Annotated in this window: 13 protein-coding genes; 2 read left to right on the top strand and 11 right to left on the bottom strand. The window is 53.5% G+C overall.

Annotated features, from left to right (window positions below; translation table 11 throughout):
- Nucleotides 1-89 precede the first annotated feature (89 nt).
- The 7 genes from rfbC to HZU72_RS12075 form a co-directional block, all read right to left on the bottom strand.
- Nucleotides 90-638, bottom strand: coding sequence for a dTDP-4-dehydrorhamnose 3,5-epimerase (gene rfbC / locus HZU72_RS12105; RefSeq protein ID WP_180092199.1), 549 nt, complete (start codon nt 636-638; stop codon nt 90-92).
- 3 nt (nt 639-641) lie between these two features.
- Nucleotides 642-1,988 carry an NAD(P)H-dependent oxidoreductase gene (locus tag HZU72_RS12100; RefSeq protein WP_180092195.1) on the bottom strand — a complete coding sequence of 449 codons (1,347 nt, stop codon included), beginning with the start codon at nt 1,986-1,988 and terminating at the stop codon, nt 642-644.
- Nucleotides 1,989-1,995: 7 nt separating this feature from the next.
- Nucleotides 1,996-2,772 carry a glucose-1-phosphate cytidylyltransferase gene (gene rfbF, locus HZU72_RS12095; RefSeq protein WP_180092192.1) on the bottom strand — a complete coding sequence of 259 codons (777 nt, stop codon included), beginning with the start codon at nt 2,770-2,772 and terminating at the stop codon, nt 1,996-1,998.
- Between the two features lie 15 nt (nt 2,773-2,787).
- The gene (locus tag HZU72_RS12090; RefSeq protein WP_180092189.1) at nt 2,788-3,888 is read right to left on the bottom strand and encodes an NAD-dependent epimerase/dehydratase family protein; all 1,101 of its coding nucleotides are present in this window, start codon (nt 3,886-3,888) and stop codon (nt 2,788-2,790) included.
- 901 nt (nt 3,889-4,789) lie between these two features.
- Complete coding sequence (locus tag HZU72_RS12085; protein WP_180092186.1) at nt 4,790-6,415, bottom strand: methyl-accepting chemotaxis protein; 1,626 nt, start codon at nt 6,413-6,415, stop codon at nt 4,790-4,792.
- A gap of 187 nt (nt 6,416-6,602) precedes the next feature.
- A complete protein-coding gene (locus HZU72_RS12080; RefSeq protein WP_180092182.1) occupies nt 6,603-7,724 on the bottom strand; it encodes an extracellular catalytic domain type 1 short-chain-length polyhydroxyalkanoate depolymerase in 1,122 nt (373 codons plus the stop codon).
- 23 nt (nt 7,725-7,747) lie between these two features.
- Nucleotides 7,748-8,164, bottom strand: coding sequence for a ribbon-helix-helix domain-containing protein (locus HZU72_RS12075; protein WP_180092179.1), 417 nt, complete (start codon nt 8,162-8,164; stop codon nt 7,748-7,750).
- 298 nt (nt 8,165-8,462) lie between these two features.
- Here HZU72_RS12075 and gpgS point away from each other — a divergent pair, with 298 nt between their 5' ends.
- Both gpgS and gpgF read left to right on the top strand, forming a co-directional pair.
- A complete protein-coding gene (gene gpgS / locus HZU72_RS12070) occupies nt 8,463-9,581 on the top strand; it encodes an N-acetylglucosaminyl phosphatidylglycerol synthase (protein ID WP_180092176.1) in 1,119 nt (372 codons plus the stop codon).
- Nucleotides 9,559-10,581, top strand: coding sequence for a glucosaminyl phosphatidylglycerol flippase (gene gpgF, locus HZU72_RS12065; protein WP_180092173.1), 1,023 nt, complete (start codon nt 9,559-9,561; stop codon nt 10,579-10,581). Before gpgS ends, gpgF begins: the two co-directional genes overlap by 23 nt.
- 90 nt (nt 10,582-10,671) lie before the next feature.
- On the opposite strand, the gene sucD is transcribed toward gpgF, so the two are convergent.
- The 4 genes from sucD to odhB all read right to left on the bottom strand — a co-directional run bounded on the left by sucD (nt 10,672) and on the right by odhB (nt 16,041).
- Complete coding sequence (gene sucD / locus HZU72_RS12060) at nt 10,672-11,544, bottom strand: succinate--CoA ligase subunit alpha (RefSeq protein ID WP_009287300.1); 873 nt, start codon at nt 11,542-11,544, stop codon at nt 10,672-10,674.
- A complete protein-coding gene (gene sucC / locus HZU72_RS12055) occupies nt 11,544-12,710 on the bottom strand; it encodes an ADP-forming succinate--CoA ligase subunit beta (RefSeq protein WP_180092170.1) in 1,167 nt (388 codons plus the stop codon). Before sucC ends, sucD begins: the two co-directional genes overlap by 1 nt.
- A 179-nt stretch (nt 12,711-12,889) precedes the next feature.
- Nucleotides 12,890-14,329 carry a dihydrolipoyl dehydrogenase gene (gene lpdA / locus HZU72_RS12050; protein WP_180092167.1) on the bottom strand — a complete coding sequence of 480 codons (1,440 nt, stop codon included), beginning with the start codon at nt 14,327-14,329 and terminating at the stop codon, nt 12,890-12,892.
- Between the two features lie 125 nt (nt 14,330-14,454).
- Nucleotides 14,455-16,041 carry a 2-oxoglutarate dehydrogenase complex dihydrolipoyllysine-residue succinyltransferase gene (gene odhB, locus HZU72_RS12045; protein WP_180092164.1) on the bottom strand — a complete coding sequence of 529 codons (1,587 nt, stop codon included), beginning with the start codon at nt 16,039-16,041 and terminating at the stop codon, nt 14,455-14,457.
- Nucleotides 16,042-16,043: the final 2 nt, after the last annotated feature.

Below are 16,043 nucleotides of genomic sequence, written 5' to 3'. Positions count from 1 at the left end.
GGCATTATTCAAAGGGGCAGCGATCACGCTGCCCCTTTTTTAGTGTGTTTGGTTGATATCTGGATTCGTTACTAGCTATTCGCAAGTAGTCAAAAAAGCGCTTCGTTTCGCTCACTGATTAAGGGCCAGCTAGCGTCTTTTTCAGACACCACCGTGGGGGGAATCGGCCACTCAATCGCGAGACGTTCATCGTTATAGCGCAAACCACTTTCAGCCTCGGGATGATAGGCAGCCGAGACCAGATAGCTGACTTCAACATCGTCGGTCAGCGTCTGAAAGGAGTGCGCAAAGCCTGGCGGTACATACAGCTGGTGCCGGTTCGCATCGGTTAATTCAAATAACTGATGGTGCAAGTAGGTTTCCGAATCTTTACGGATATCCACGATGACATCGACAATCGCGCCTCGAATGCAGCGCACCAGTTTGGCCTCGGCATGGGGCTGCCGCTGATAATGCAACCCCCTTAAGGTGCCTCGTTGAGCAGAAAAGGAGGTATTCTGCTGCACGAAGTCACTCAGCAGGCCATGGCGCTCAAACTCTGCACGGCACATGGTACGAGCAAAAAAACCGCGTTCATCACCACGTGGCTCAAGCTCTATCAGGCGGGCATCCTTGAGGTTCGTTTGATGAAAATGCATCTCTTACTCCGTGAACGTAGTAGCGACACCAGACGTCAATTCCAGGGCAAACATGGCTTCCTGTTCAGAATATAGGCGGTCGATCAGCCGCCTGGACGGTATACGCACATCATCAAAGGTCAGCGCTGCATCCTTTTCCACATGGCCCACCACCTGGCAGCCCAGCGCTAGCCCGATAGGTAACAGCCGATCCCTGCGTATCACCTCGATGTTTTCCGCTACCCCATAGACTTCGAAGCCACCGAATTCTTCAATTGTATCGCCCTCCCGCAAAGCTTTTTTGGCTATGGCGATGACGCCCACCCTGGGGCCCTCTATGGGGGATAACACGGGATCACGGAACAGCACGGCGCGGGCAACGGACGTGGGTACTTCGAAATGGCACAGATGGTAAGGTGTTGTGAAACAGTAATAAGGCCCCTCGCCCAGCTTGTAGAGTTCGAGATAGTGGCGCTGACGGGGGCTGTCGGTCGTCCCCAGCACAAATACGCCCGGCCCCGGCCGTGCCCCAACAACATAATCAACCAGCCCCGGCCCCTTCGGGTTCAGGTAGGGCTCAAACGCCGATACCGTCTGCTCGATGGGCACTAAGGGCCCACCGGCTACACCACCAGAGAAATCAGGGCCAAGCATACCGCGCTGAGCCACTTGCATGCCGGTGCCATTGGCGACGATCGCCTGTTCGAACGATATCTTGGTGCCATCAGCAAAAGAGGCCACCATTGCCGGCTTTTGCCCCCAGCGTTTGGCAAAACTTTCCTGGGTAGCAGGGTTACGATATGGGTCATGCAAGCCTTTAATGTTGCCACACAGCACCGGCTTAATACCTAGCCCGGCGACAAACCGATAGAGATTCATCTGCACACCAGGCTGGTCGCCATCGGCAAAGCTGTAGACAACCCCTGCCGCATCGGCTTTCACTTTCAAGATGGGGCCGATCGTACCGTCGAGTTCCGCGTTCATTTGAATGACGTCTTTACCACTTTCCAGCGCCGCCAGGACGGCATGCGCCGCGAACTCCAACGAGCCAGTGACTTCAATAATTGCATCCAATCCCTCTGCGCGCGCCAGTGCCACGGCATCCTCGGTGACTGCCGGTCGCCCAGCCGCGATCGCCGCTTCAAGTTCCTGCTGAGTCTCACAGCCGACTGGCTCAATCCCGGTTTGCTGGAAGACCTTGATCGCTGCATCCAAATGACGATTGGCAATAGCACAAAGGCGCATCCCAGGCGTAGCGGTCATAATCTGCAGACCGATACCGCCCGCTTGGAACCCCGCCCCGACCATCCCCACTCGAATGGGATTACCCTGCGCCTCTCGTTGGGCAAGCGCTGTATCAACAATAATCATTGATGGTTCATTCCTTCCAGAGCTTCCAGGGGGCACCTTCTGCCCAGGCGGTCTCAAGCACCATTCTGTCTCTCAGCGTATCCATGCTTTGCCAGTAACCGTTATGATGGAAGTAGCCCAATTTCCCCATCTCAATCATCCGGTTCATGGGCTCGTTTTCCCATACGGTCTGGCTATCGTCGATCGTCTCGAACACTTCTGGATTACAGACGAAGAAGCCGCCATTGATCAGCCCTCCATCTATTTCGCCCTTTTCACGAAAGCCTTCTACCTGGCTATTGCCCTCTTTCAAACGTAGCGCACCGTAGCGGCCCGGCTGCGTTACTGCCGTCAGGGTGCACCAATTTTTCGAAGCCAGATGTGAATCGATCAAGGCATTAATATTCAGATCACTCAACCCATCGCCATAAGTCAAACAGAAAGGTTCATCTGCCAGCAGAGGCATGGCCTTTTTGAGACGCCCTCCTGTCATGGCATCAGCGCCTGTATCCAACACGGTGATTTTCCAGTCATCATTGACGCTCTGAAGCCAGTCAACGTTACCTGTCTTCAGGTCAATAGTGTAATCGGTTCGATTGCCGCGATAATTGAGAAAATAGTCGCGAATGTGCTCCACCTTATAGCCACCCAGGACAATAAATTCTTTTAAGCCATGGTGGGCGTACATCTTCATGATATGCCAAAGGATCGGCCGACCACCCACTTCCACCATGGGCTTGGGGCGAATCGCTGTTTCTTCACTTAAGCGGGTTCCAAACCCTCCCGCGAAAATTGCGACTTTCATAGTCTAGCCTCCGTTTCAGGCCTCAAGGTTTACGTGGGTAGCAGCAGGCAAAGTACCCGGGGTGTTGGCATCACAAATTCGCCAGCGCAGGTTTTCAGATAGGCGTCCTGCAGTGATATGCCCCTGTAGAGCATGCAAACGCATATAGCGTGAGGCTCGGAACTGGGCATCAGAAAATTCCATACTTGTGAGCCCATTGATCAACCCCATGATCGAATCCAGAAGCGTCGTTTGCGGTTGGTGTTCGGGGGCCAATTTGGCAAACAGGTTGAAATCCACTTGGTAGGAACGGCTGTCCGCCGGGGCTTGGGTATTGATACTCAGCGTGGTGCCGGGAACGGCCTTGGCCACTGCAGTGGCTAAATCTCGTACTTGATGATTACGTTCGTTCGATCCGGTATTGATATTGAGTATGCGCCCGCCGTTTTCAGGCTTGCGCTGTACTGCCCAGTCGATAGCTCTGGCCATATCTGAGACGTCGATCAAGGGTCGCCAGGGAGACCCATCGCTAAGTACGGTAATATGTTGCTGACTTAAGGCACAGGCAACGAAATCATTGAGCACCAGATCCAGCCGTAAACGCTCTGACATCCCGCAGGCAGTCGCAAAGCGTAAACAGGTAATCACCATGTCGCCCTCAATGCTGGCTAAAGCTTCTTCAGCTGCTATTTTCGAGCAGGCATAGGCGGTAACGGGAGCCACAGGATCTAACTCACTGCGCGGAGCCCCTAAAGCGACGCCATAAATGCTGCAGCTTGAGGCAAAAACGAAGTTCTCTACCCCCGCCTGAGCCGCTGCCTTGGCAATATCAACCGTCGCCTGCTGATTAACCTCAGCGGTCACTGCGGCAAAGCGGTCTCCCATGGGGTCATTGGAAATCGCCGCCAGCTGAACCACCGCCGTATAACCTTTAAAGAAGTCAGTCGGAATATCTCGTACATCCCCCATAAACTGCTGAGCGAGATAACGCTCAGGAAGTAGTTCGGCGCCCGTTAAGCAGTGTGCGAAGTAGGCAGCGTCGTACCCATGAAGAGTGGCAGATGGGTGACGTAAGGCTAACTCTCGCACCACAACGGAGCCAACATACCCCATATTCCCTATGACCAAGATTTTCAAAATACTACCTCGCCATTATTGTCAATTAACCAAGTTTCCCTATGTTCTTATTTTCAAGCTTATTTAATCTTTATTTTTTCATACCTACTTGCACTGCACATTACTGGCTAAAAAATAGTGAGTTTTTCTTATGTAGGCCGTATCCAGCAGGTAAAACAAAAATTCTTTAAATAAATAAATTATTGCTACTATCAAATTCGATATAACTTAAGGCAGGCCCAACGAATCTTTTAACTCTGTTTTGATAAGTAAAAAAGCAAGATTCTCAAAGTAACGACACCAAGCTCAAACATTAGCTTTTAAAGCGAATTAAATAATTTACGCATTATAATTAAAATTATCCTTTTGATAATTGACCTAATAAAAAGCCACAACTCTTTCAATTACACCGTGAAACATAAAAATTACCAAAAGTTACATTATCAAAATAAGAGACACAGCTTTTACTGTCAAGGATAGGGGCGGGTTAAAAATCTAGTCTGCAGTACTATTTTTTTCATCCAATAAAGCAAAAAAAGGAGTACCTGTTTAGATACTCCTGCTTTTTCATCTATATGCATGACATGAATTTTGCCAACAGCCTAATGACAGTCTCAAATCGAAGAACGCTCGATTTATGAGGATTTACTTCACCTGCAGCTCATCGAACACTTTCAGGAGCCTAGGCGTTTATGCCAACAGCATTTATTCTCAGCGATCGCAGCAGAGTGGTAATTAATGACGCAGAGGGGTTATCCGGACCGAAGACGAATAGCGTTAAAAATTGGCCGGTCTGCTGCGCGTAGTGTTCAACGAAGTTCGCAGAGAGATTCGCTTCCTGATGGCACAGCCTAATGAATAAACTCTAGTAGACCATAAACAGCAGCGGCACTCTTAAGGCGCCGCTGCTGTTATCAGCTTTTTAGAACTCCGTTTGTCTTGAAGCCAAAGGTAAGCCCTTTGCCGGATTGTACACTGATGCCTTTTTCACGACAGCTTCATCTATTTGAAAGGCAGCTACCAGCTCGCGCAGGCGCCCAGCCTGATCTTCCAAGGAAAATGCTGCATTAGTCGATTGCTGAACCAGTGTGCTGTTTTGCTGAGTGGTAGAATCCATTTCAGTAATAGCAGTATTGATCTGCTCAATACCACTACTTTGCTCCCGAGTGGCAGAGGATACCTCGACCATCAACATAGCTAAGCGCTGGATCACTGCTTCCGTCTCACCAATGGTCGCAGCGCCTCGCTCCGCTTGGTCAGAACATAGCTTTATTTTGCTACGCGTATCGTCGAGCATGGTGCGTATTTCACCTGCTGAAGCGGCACTGCGGCTTGCGAGCGCACGAACTTCTGTAGCGACCACTGCAAACCCACGGCCTTTATCACCAGCACGCGCCGCTTCAACGGAGGCGTTTAAAGCTAGGATATTGGTTTGAAATGCAATCGTATCGATGGCCTCAACGATCTTATCCATGCTTAGCGATGCGGCTGTTACTTCGCGCATTAACTCTACGCTACGGGAGACTTCTTGACCGCCACTTTGCATCTGTTGTGAAGCATTATGGGCCAGCGCATCAGCCTCTTTGGTTGAATCGCTATTCTGACGAACCGTTGCCGTCATCTCCTCCATACTAGAAGCCGTTTCCTGCAAGGCAGCTGCCTGCTGCTCAGTGCGAGCGGCGAGCTCCTGCCCACCTTGGGCAATCTCATTGGCTCCGTTCAAGACATTCTCGCTGGAGTCACGTAGTGATGCGACCAGAGTAGTGAGCGCTTTACTCATTTCGGCCATGGAGGTTAATAACTGAGCCGTTTCATCACGTCCTGTGGTTACGATATCGTGTCGCAAATCTCCTTCCGCAACGCGCTTTGCAACCTCAACCGCTCTCCGCAAAGGCAATACAATGCTACGCGTAATAGCAATTGCCAGCGCCAACGCCATCAACAACGCCCCCCCCGCGAAAATACAAAGCTGCCAAATAGCCAAACGATACTCGGCATTTATCGCCTCATTAGCCGTCTTGACCCCTTCAACAGCCACTAGGCTAATTTCATCAGCCAACTCCTCAAGCTGGTAGATACTCTCTTTATGCTCACCGAAAGCCAGATTGGCTTGAGAGGTTTCGGTAATACTGCCTAATTCAATTTTGCGATAGACTGACAGAAAACCCTCTTCATACTCCTGGAGGGCGCTTCCTGCCTGTTGGTACAAAGCATTGAGGCTATCTTTATCGGCAATTTGGCTACCCGCCTGGAAGGCGGCCTGTATTTCTTCGATGGTCGCCGCCCAACTTTGCTGGTAAGCCGCTACCCGATCGCTACTGTCGATATTGATGAAGATATCTTTTTCAAAACGCCGCGCTTGCAATGCCAGACGCTGAATTTCTGCGGCATTGCTTGCGAGTGCTACCTCCGTGTCCAAGGTTTTTTGGGCAGTATCTTTGGTGAAGGTGATGCCCATAATTCCCGCTATTAAAGTACCCAAAAGAAATAGCGAGACCAAGCCAAAAGCCAGTGCGAGCCGTGTACCGATCTTGAATCGTGAAAGCATGGAAACTACCTAATTAGTAAGAGAGGTAGGTTTGTCGGCATATAAAATATAAACTTTAGCTCTATGCATATAACAACTATTAATAACACGAATAATGTATTAACTTGCGTTAGCAATAGTGATGGCAAGGCCTCGCGGTATAGCTTCTTTACGAGCAAAACACTCCGTATGCTCTCGTTTACTACCGCTACGCAACAGCTTGACGGTGTTGTAAGAAGAAACGCAGCATTTCCTTGGTGGCATCGGGGCCTTTCGGGTCGGTATAGCTTCCTTTAGTGCTGCCTCCCGACCAGGCGTGGCCCGCCCCGTGTACCTGCCACAGCTCCAGGTGCGGCTCGCCCTTGGCATTGTGGTAAGTGGTACAGGTGTAGCCGTGACCATTGGCTACCTTCCCCTTCTCTACCGTCGCCCCTGCTTGACGCGATGTGCTGTACTGGGCAGCCACGCGATCCGCGTTGCTGGGATGTACGGTGGTGTCGCGGTCGCCATGAAAGATAATGGCTGGCACATCCGACGCCCACGCAGCTCCTTTTGTTTTGTTACCGCCACCCAGGGGCCCTGTGCCTCCCTGCATGGTCCCCAGGGCCTCGGGTAGACTCTTGGCCACGCCGTGGGGCAGCCCAGAGTGCACGCCTACCGCCGCAAAGAGATCGGGGTAGGTCATCGCCAGAGTGGTCGCCATGGCGGCGCCTGCCGAGAGCCCTGCCACATAGACACGGGTGGTATCGAGCTCATAGTTGTCAATGATCTGGCGAGTCATGCCCGCCAAAATCTCTGGTTCACCGCCCTCACGCTGCTGGTCTTCGGCCTTGAACCAGTTCCAGCACTTGGAGTTGTTGGCGGTCATCGGCTGGGCCGGATAGAGCACACAACACAGCTGCTCTTCGGCCAGCCGGTTCATCTCGGTTCCAGCAGCGAAGTCATCCGGATTCTGCGTGCAGCCATGCAGCATAACCACTAGCGGCAGCGCTTGTCCGTGATAGCCGCTGGGGATATACAGCTTGTAATCACGCCTGCCTACGCGGTTGCTGAAACTACCGGTCGTGAAGGTGCCCGTGTTCGTTTGACGAGTGTGACCGATATCAGGAGATAGGGCCTCTGACGCTGGCTTAGTTACCGTGTCTTTTTTATCGCTAACCTGCCAGGTTCCATCGAAGGTATTACCACCTCGGTAAGCGTTATCCGGCGTTTTCTCACGCCACTCTTCGGGCGCGCCACCCTGGAGGAGGGCCATGGCCTCATGCAGTTTCCCCGCACAGGTGAGTCGCGTTGCTTCTTCCATTCGCTTCGACATAGCGGTGTCGATCATGATCAATGTCCCTATTGAGTGATTCAGTGGATTCGATCTGCCAGGGCGGCCTTGACCGCTTTGCTGGCGTGTAGTGCGCCCAGTACGACCACCGACTCGATGGTGGCAAGAGCTAACTCCGGCGTAACGTCATCGGCAATGCTGGCCATGCCCAGAACCTGAATCTGCAATTTCTCCCCTGCCAACTGTAGGGCCTCCAGATCCGTGCGACTGTAGTGCTCAAGCCCGAGCACAAACGACTTGCGGGTAACGGTCTCTCTAACGACCTCGGCATGGGTCACCAACTGATTGCGGATAGCGGTGCGTATCAGATCAGTTCGGTTGGAATAGAAGCCTTCCTGAACCAGCAGGTCGATCTGCCCCAGGTCAACGACCCCCAGGTTAATGGTGATCTTCTCGCTGGAGTCGCCGCTCTTGCGGCGCAGTTCGTGCACGCTCATGTGTCGTTCCTCGTTGCGCTTGGTCACCGGACACCTTTCGATGGGGCTAAAACAACTACCCAACATCCAGAAGGCATCTTTTTGGAATCCATACACCATCCATATGGATGTCATACTAGTCCAGCTTGACCAAGAGTCAACCAATAAACAGACGAACACGACTCACTAGCTTGTGATCAGCGAAAGGGCTGGAAGGGAGGGATTAGCAGGAAATAACAGCCTTGGCTCAACTGTCGCTGAACTGACTTATTTCTCCTTTATGGTGAAACGATGACAATCTTTGTGGTTGGAGGTTAGCTTGCACATTGCCGATGTGACGATGTTCCATGCACCCGCCAGCGGCGGTGTACGTACCTATTTGCAGGCCAAACACCGTGTTTTCTCGCGTATTCCACAGCTGCGTACCAGTCTGCTGGTGCCGGGGGCGGAGCGGGATAGTCTTGGCGATCACCACACGCTACCGGCGTTACACCTTCCTTTGGGGCAAGGCTATCGCTTTCCGCTACGCGGCTCTCCGTGGCGTGATGTACTGATTGATCTGAAGCCCGATCTGATAGAGGCTGGCGACCCCTATGTAACGGCCTGGGCTGCGCTCGATGCGGGACAACGTCTCGGCGTGCCTGTGGTGGGCTTTTATCACTCTGATCTTCCTCGCTTAATGGGTGATCGCTTTGGGTGCTACGTTGAAAAACGCTTAACCCGCTATGTTACGACGCTTTATAGCCAATTTGATAGCGTGCTGGCACCCTGCAACGCGATGGCGAATCGACTGAATGACTGGGGCGTCGATAACGTTCGGGTTCAGCCATTGGGCGTCGATTTGGCGCAATTTAATCCCCAGCAGTGTGACCCGGCCTTCCGACAGACCATGGGCATACCCAGCGATAAAAAGCTGCTGATCTTTGTGGGCCGCAATTCCCGCGAGAAAAATATAGATGTGCTACTGGCGACGATGCGTCAGCTAGGTAGCGATTACCATTTACTGCTGATGGGCCCCGGCATGCCACATCACGTACCTAGTAATGTCACCATCGTGGATCGCTGCTGTGGCGCCCACGAGGTCGCGAAGGCACTGGCCAGTAGCGATGCTCTGTTACATGCGGGCACCCGCGAAACCTTCGGCTTAATTGCTCAGGAAGCGATGGCAAGCGGCATTCCAGTAATAGCAGCGAACGCAGGGGCGCTGGCAGAAAACGTGCTGCTGGGGGCGGGTATTTTATGCAAACCGCTCGACCCCGTTGCCATGGCGGAGGCGTGTGTGGCACTGTTCAGTAATGATGTCGCCGCCAGTGGGCGCTATGCGCGCCGCCATGTAGAGCGCCATTTCAACTGGGATGGTGTCATGCATTCCCTGCTGGAGCACTATCAGCAGCTTTGCCACGGCAGCCAACCGTATGCACTCCACCAACACCACTAGTCGCCGTCAGCTACTGAAGTGGCGACCCATCCATGGTGTGATGATTGCCTTAGCGCTGATTGCACCGTTAGTGCTCACCGCTTGGCTGGGTGGCGCTGAAGCACTGCAGCGCGTCAAACACTTCCCACTTGGGCTGCTGTTATTGATGCTGGTGATGGCCTTTCTGTGCTGGAACCTGAATGCAACAAGGCTACGTTTGATGCTGGGGGGCCGTGCGGGCAGGCTTGGTCAGCGCGGCGCCCTGGGTATCGAACTGGCGTCCAAGTTTGCCCTGTGCGCCACCCCAGGCGGCAGCGGTGGCCCAGCAACCCTGTTGTTGTTGCTTGCACGGCGCGGTTTTCCGCCTGCCAAGGGCGCGGCGGTGTTCCTGATTGATCAAGGCTGCGACTTACTTTTCTTCCTGGCCATGCTGAGCGGTCTGGTGCTCTTTTCAATGCTAAGCGACACCCAATGGCCACATCAATCGCTCGTACAGTGGGCACTGGTAGGATTAGCGTTCATGACAGCGCTGGTGATTGTCGTAATGCGTTATCTACCCAGCCTATTGCGCTCACCCGGCGTGAACACGCCATGGCCAAGCCGATATCAGCGACGCTGGCTCGTACGGCGCCTCTTGCGCTGTCGGTATGCATTAAAGGTCACCCTTAAGCTCCCGCGCAGTATACTGATCGCCATGCTAGCGCTGACGACGGCGCACTGGCTCATGCGCTACAGCTTGCTCTATTTGGCAGTACTGGGAGTAGGTGGCCATGCGGACTGGATGTGGACATTCTTGACCCAGATGCTGGCGATGGCAGCCAGCCAATTTAGTTTTCTGCCCGGCGGCGCGGGCGCTGCGGAGGTGGGCGTAGGAAGCCTGTTGTTGCCGTTGATGGAGCGCGAGCAGGCCGCAGCAGCGGTTCTGGTGTGGCGGTTGGTCAGCTATCATCTATATTTGGCGGCAGGCGCGCCGTTCTTTGTACTGTATAGCTATCGCATACTGCGTCGTTCTGCGGCGTGATCGCAGATGTAATGGCACAAGGGCAGAAACCAGAAACAGTAAGGGCGCCCCGAGGGGCGCCCTTATAGCGTGCAGCTAAACGTCAATGGCTTACCAGCCAGTCACTTCTTTCAGCGCATCACCGATTTCAGCCAAAGAGCGCACGGTTTTAACACCGGCGTCTTCTAGTGCAGCAAACTTCTCGTCAGCGGTGCCTTTACCGCCAGAGATGATCGCGCCCGCGTGGCCCATACGCTTACCAGGAGGTGCAGTGACACCGGCAATGTAGGAAACCACGGGCTTGGAAACGTTGGCTTTGATATAAGCCGCCGCTTCTTCTTCAGCCGTGCCACCGATTTCGCCGATCATGACGATAGCTTCGGTTTTCGGGTCTTTCTCGAACATCTCAAGGATGTCGATGAAGTTAGAGCCTGGAATCGGGTCGCCGCCAATGCCTACACAGGTAGACTGACCAAAACCGTGATCAGTGGTCTGCTTAACGGCTTCATAGGTCAATGTACCAGAGCGCGATACGATACCGACACGGCCCGGCTGGTGAATGTGGCCCGGCATGATGCCGATTTTGCATTCGCCTGGGGTGATAACACCTGGGCAGTTGGGGCCAATCAGACGTACGCCCAGCTCGTCGCACTTCACTTTCGCTTCGAGCATATCCAGCGTGGCGATGCCTTCGGTGATGCACACAATCAGCTTGATACCGGCGTTCGCCGCTTCAAGGATCGAATCTTTACAGAACGGCGCAGGTACGTAGATAACGCTGGCTTCCGCACCGGTTTTCGCTACCGCTTCTTTCACGGTATTGAAAACGGGCAGACCGAGGTGCTCTTGGCCGCCTTTACCCGGCGTAACACCACCGACCATTTGCGTACCGTAGGCAATCGCCTGCTCGGAGTGGAACGTGCCTTGGCCACCGGTAAAGCCCTGGCAGATGACCTTGGTGTTCTTATCGATCAGGATGCTCATTACTTGCCCTCCGCCGCTTTAACGACCTGCTGAGCCGCGTCGGTCAGACTGGTAGCCGCGATGATGTTCAAACCGCTCGATGCTAGTTTTTCAGCACCCAGCTCGGCGTTGTTACCTTCCAGACGTACGACAACCGGTACGTTGACACCCACTTGCTCAACGGCACCGATAATGCCTTCAGCAATCATGTCGCAACGTACGATACCGCCGAAAATGTTAACCAGAACGGCTTTAACATTGTCGTCAGAGAGGATGATTTTGAACGCTTCTGCCACGCGCTCCTTGGTGGCACCACCGCCAACGTCCAAGAAGTTAGCGGGCTTGCCGCCGCTCAGGTTGACGATGTCCATGGTGCCCATGGCCAAACCTGCGCCATTAACCATGCAGCCGATGTTGCCATCAAGCGCGACATAGTTAAGTTCCCACTTCGCCGCATCGGCTTCACGCTGATCTTCTTGCGAAGGGTCACGCATGGCCTGCAGATCAGGGTGACGGTATAGGGCATTGCTATCCAGACCCAGTTTGGCGTCGAGGCAGTGCAGATTACCCTCTTCAGTGACGACCAGCGGGTTAATTTCCAACAGCGCCAGGTCTTTGTCGTGGAACAACTGAGACAGACCCAGGAAAATCTTGGTGAACTGCTTGATCTGGTCGCCCTTTAGGCCCAGCGCAAAGGCTAGTTCACGCGCTTGGTACGGCTGTGCGCCGACCAGCGGATCGATTTCGGCTTTGAGAATCTTTTCCGGCGTCTCTTCTGCAACCGTCTCGATCTCAACACCACCTTCGGTAGAGGCCATAAAGACCACACGACGGGTAGTACGGTCAACCACGGCACCGAGATACAGCTCATCGGCGATGTCAGTACAGGTCTCAACCAAAATCTTGGCAACCGGCTGACCTTTTTCGTCAGTCTGGAAGGTTACCAGATTTTTACCCAGCCACTGCTCAGCAAATGCTTTGGCTTCAGCCGGGTCTTTAATCAGCTTAACGCCACCCGCTTTACCACGGCCACCGGCGTGAACCTGGGCTTTAACCACCCACATGTCACCACCGATTTTTTTGCAAGCCTCTTCCGCTTCTTCGGGCGTGTCGACTGCAAAGCCTTTAGACACTGGTAGACCATAGTCGGCAAACAGCTGTTTACCTTGATACTCGTGAAGATTCATCGATTCATGCCATTGGTTGCATGTGACTCGAACGATGACCCGTATTCTTTTAAGAGCAGCCTTGCAAGAGCGGTCTTAAAAGAACGGGTCATCCCCGTTCTTTCGATCTTTGTGGATTAAGACAAAGCCGAAAGTTTGCGCCACCCTTAGAAGGTGGCGCTTCGTTGTTGCTTACTGAATTACTTACGCTTCTTGCGATTGGCCATATGAATCGCGTGGCCATCTACCGCAAGCGCTGCTTCGTGGACAGCTTCCGACATGGTCGGGTGTGCGTAGCAGGTTAACGCCAGGTCTTCGGCGCTAGAACCGAATTCCATGGCAATCACGCCTTGGGCAATCATCTCGCCAGCGTGTTGACCCACGATGTGCATACCGAGAATACGGTCAGTTTCCGCATCGGCGATAATTTTGGCACTACCTTCGGTGGCGTTATTAGCCATCGCGCGGCCACTTGCCGCGAAGGGGAAGGTGCCGGTTTTGACTTCGATGCCTTTCGCTTTGGCGTCTTGTTCAGTCATACCGACCCACGCGACTTCCGGATAGGTATAAATGACGCTAGGGATCGTATCGTAGTTCATCTCGGCCTTATGGCCAGCGATGATATCTGCCACCATGATGCCCTCTTCAGACGCTTTGTGCGCCAGCATCGGGCCGCGTACACAGTCACCGATAGCGTAAACGCCCGGGACGTTGGTACGGCACTGGTCGTCGACAAAGATAAAGCCGCGTTCATCCAGCTCAATGCTGACACCGTCGGCGATGACGCCTTTGGTGTAGGGACGACGACCAACACAGACGATGAGCTTATCAAAGGTCATCTCTTGTTCGCCGTTGGCATCGCTGTACTTCACAACGACTTCTTCGCCTTTGACTTCAGAACCGGTGACGCGAGCGCCCAGTTTGATATCCAGTCCCTGCTTCTTGAGCAGCTTCTGCGTCTCTTTGGCGACTGTGGCGTCTACCATCGGCAGAAAGCCGTCCATTGCTTCAAGCACGGTGACTTCTGAGCCCAGACGGTTCCATACGCTGCCCAGCTCAAGACCGATGATGCCGGCACCAATCACGCCCAAACGCTTGGGTGTTTCGGTGAATTCCAGCGCGCCGGTAGAGTCGACAATCAAGCCTTCGGTCAACGGGGTCGGCGGAATTTCCACCGGTACTGAGCCCGCAGCGATAACGATGTTATCGGCATCATAGGTGGTGGTATTGCCGTCGTTGTCAGTGACCTCAACCTGCTTGCCAGACACCACTTTACCGGTACCTTCGATCGCAGTAACGCCATTGGCCTTAAACAAGCCAGAGATGCCGCCGGTCAAGTTCTTAACGATCTTGTCCTTGCGCGCCATCATCTTGGTAACGTCCATGGAGACGTCGCTGGCCTGAATGCCCATATCGTCGAAATCGTGCTTGGCTTCAACGAACTTATGGGATGCTTCAAGCAGCGCTTTAGACGGAATACAGCCCACGTTCAAGCAGGTGCCACCGTGGACAACATTGCCTTCTTTACCGATCCATTTTTCAATACAGGCCGCTTTTAGGCCCATTTGTGCAGCGCGAATGGCGGCGACGTAACCGCCAGGGCCGGCACCGATAACGATCACATCAAACTTATCAGCCATGTTGGCTCCTTTAGCTTGCTGGCCTCCCCCCATTTTAACTCGAACCGGGCGGGAGGCTGTGTGCGATTGCAGATATATCCTAGTTAAGCATCAGCGTACTGAATCAATATGACGCTTACGTTTTTTTAGATATCTAGCAGCAGACGTGCCGGGTCTTCCAGCAATTCTTTTAGAGTGACCAAGAATTGAACGGCGTCTTTGCCGTCGATCATACGGTGGTCGTAAGAGAGCGCCAGATACATCATCGGGCGAATCTCGACCTTGCCGTTGATGGCCATCGGACGATCCTGGATTTTGTGCATGCCCAGAATGGCAGTTTGCGGCGGGTTGATAATTGGGGTCGACATCAACGAGCCAAAGGTACCGCCGTTGGTGATGGTAAAGGTGCCACCGATCATGTCGTCCATGCCCAACTTGCCGTCACGACCACGCTTGCCGAAATCGACAATCTTGCGCTCGACGTCAGCAATTTTCATGCTGTCGGTGTCACGCAGTACCGGTACGACCAAACCACGGTCGGTGGATACAGCAACGCCGATATCCTGGTAACCGTGATAAACGATGTCGGTGCCGTCGATAGAGGCGTTCACATCCGGATAACGCTTGAGCGCTTCTGAAGCCGCTTTTACAAAGAAGCCCATAAAGCCCAGCTTGATATCGTGAGCTTTTAAGAACGTCTCTTTGTACTGCGCACGTAGGGCCATGATCTCGGTCATGTCCACTTCGTTGTAGGTAGTCAGCATCGCCGCGGTTTGCTGCGCCTGAACCAAGCGCTTGGCGATGGTCTGACGCAGACGACTCATCGGTACGCGCTTCTCGATGCGCTCACCCTCGGCAGCCGGTGCAGCGGCAGCTTTCGCTGGTGCAGACGATTTTGCTGTTTTCTTGGCAGAACCGTCTTTGACCGCTTTCTGAACGTCTTCTTTCAAGATACGGCCACCTTTACCGGTGCCCTCAATCTTGGCAACGTCCAGGTCGTGCTCGGCAACCATTTTACGTGCGGCTGGAGCGAGGATTTTGTCACCTACTTTCTCGTCGGCGCCATCGTCATCGCTGCTATCTGCTTTAGCGGACGCTGAATCACCACCGCTTTCGCTACCACTGTCACCACCCGCCCCTTCGGTGAAGGTCGCGAGAATCGCTTCAGATTCAACTTGGCTACCCTCTTCGGCTTTAATTTCAGCCAGGGCGCCATCGGCCGGAGCGACCACTTCCAGCACAACCTTATCGGTTTCGATGTCGGCCAGCACGTCATCGCGCTTCACCGCTTCACCGACTTTTTTGTGCCAAGTTGCCACGGTGCCTTCCTGGATTGACTCAGGGAAGCTGGGGGCTTTTACGTCGTGTTGCTTGCCGCCACCGCTGGCTTGTTTCTCTTTTTTCTTACCTTCGGATTTCTCTTCGGATTTCTCTTCAGACTTTTTAGCGCTGTCATCGCCAGAAGGTTTCTCTTCTTTTTTGCTGTCAGACGCGCTGCCTTCGCCGATTTTGCCCAGCACCTGTTCTGACTCAACCGTATCGCCCTCTTCGGCCATTACGTCGGTCAGGGTACCCGCTTCCGGTGCGACGACTTCCAGCACCACTTTGTCGGTTTCGATCTCAACAATCAGCTCGTCACGCTCAACGCTGTCACCCGGCTTTTTATGCCACGCCGCCACTGTGCCTTCGGCAACGGATTCCGGAAAGGTTGGCGCTTTGATCTCAGTAGCCATGT

Origin of the sequence: Vreelandella sedimenti, from assembly GCF_013416325.1 — a bacterium.
Classification (GTDB): Bacteria; Pseudomonadota; Gammaproteobacteria; order Pseudomonadales; family Halomonadaceae; genus Vreelandella; species Vreelandella sedimenti.
The sequence above is the reverse complement of the archived record's forward strand: the minus strand, read 5'-3'. Positions and strand labels throughout refer to the sequence as shown.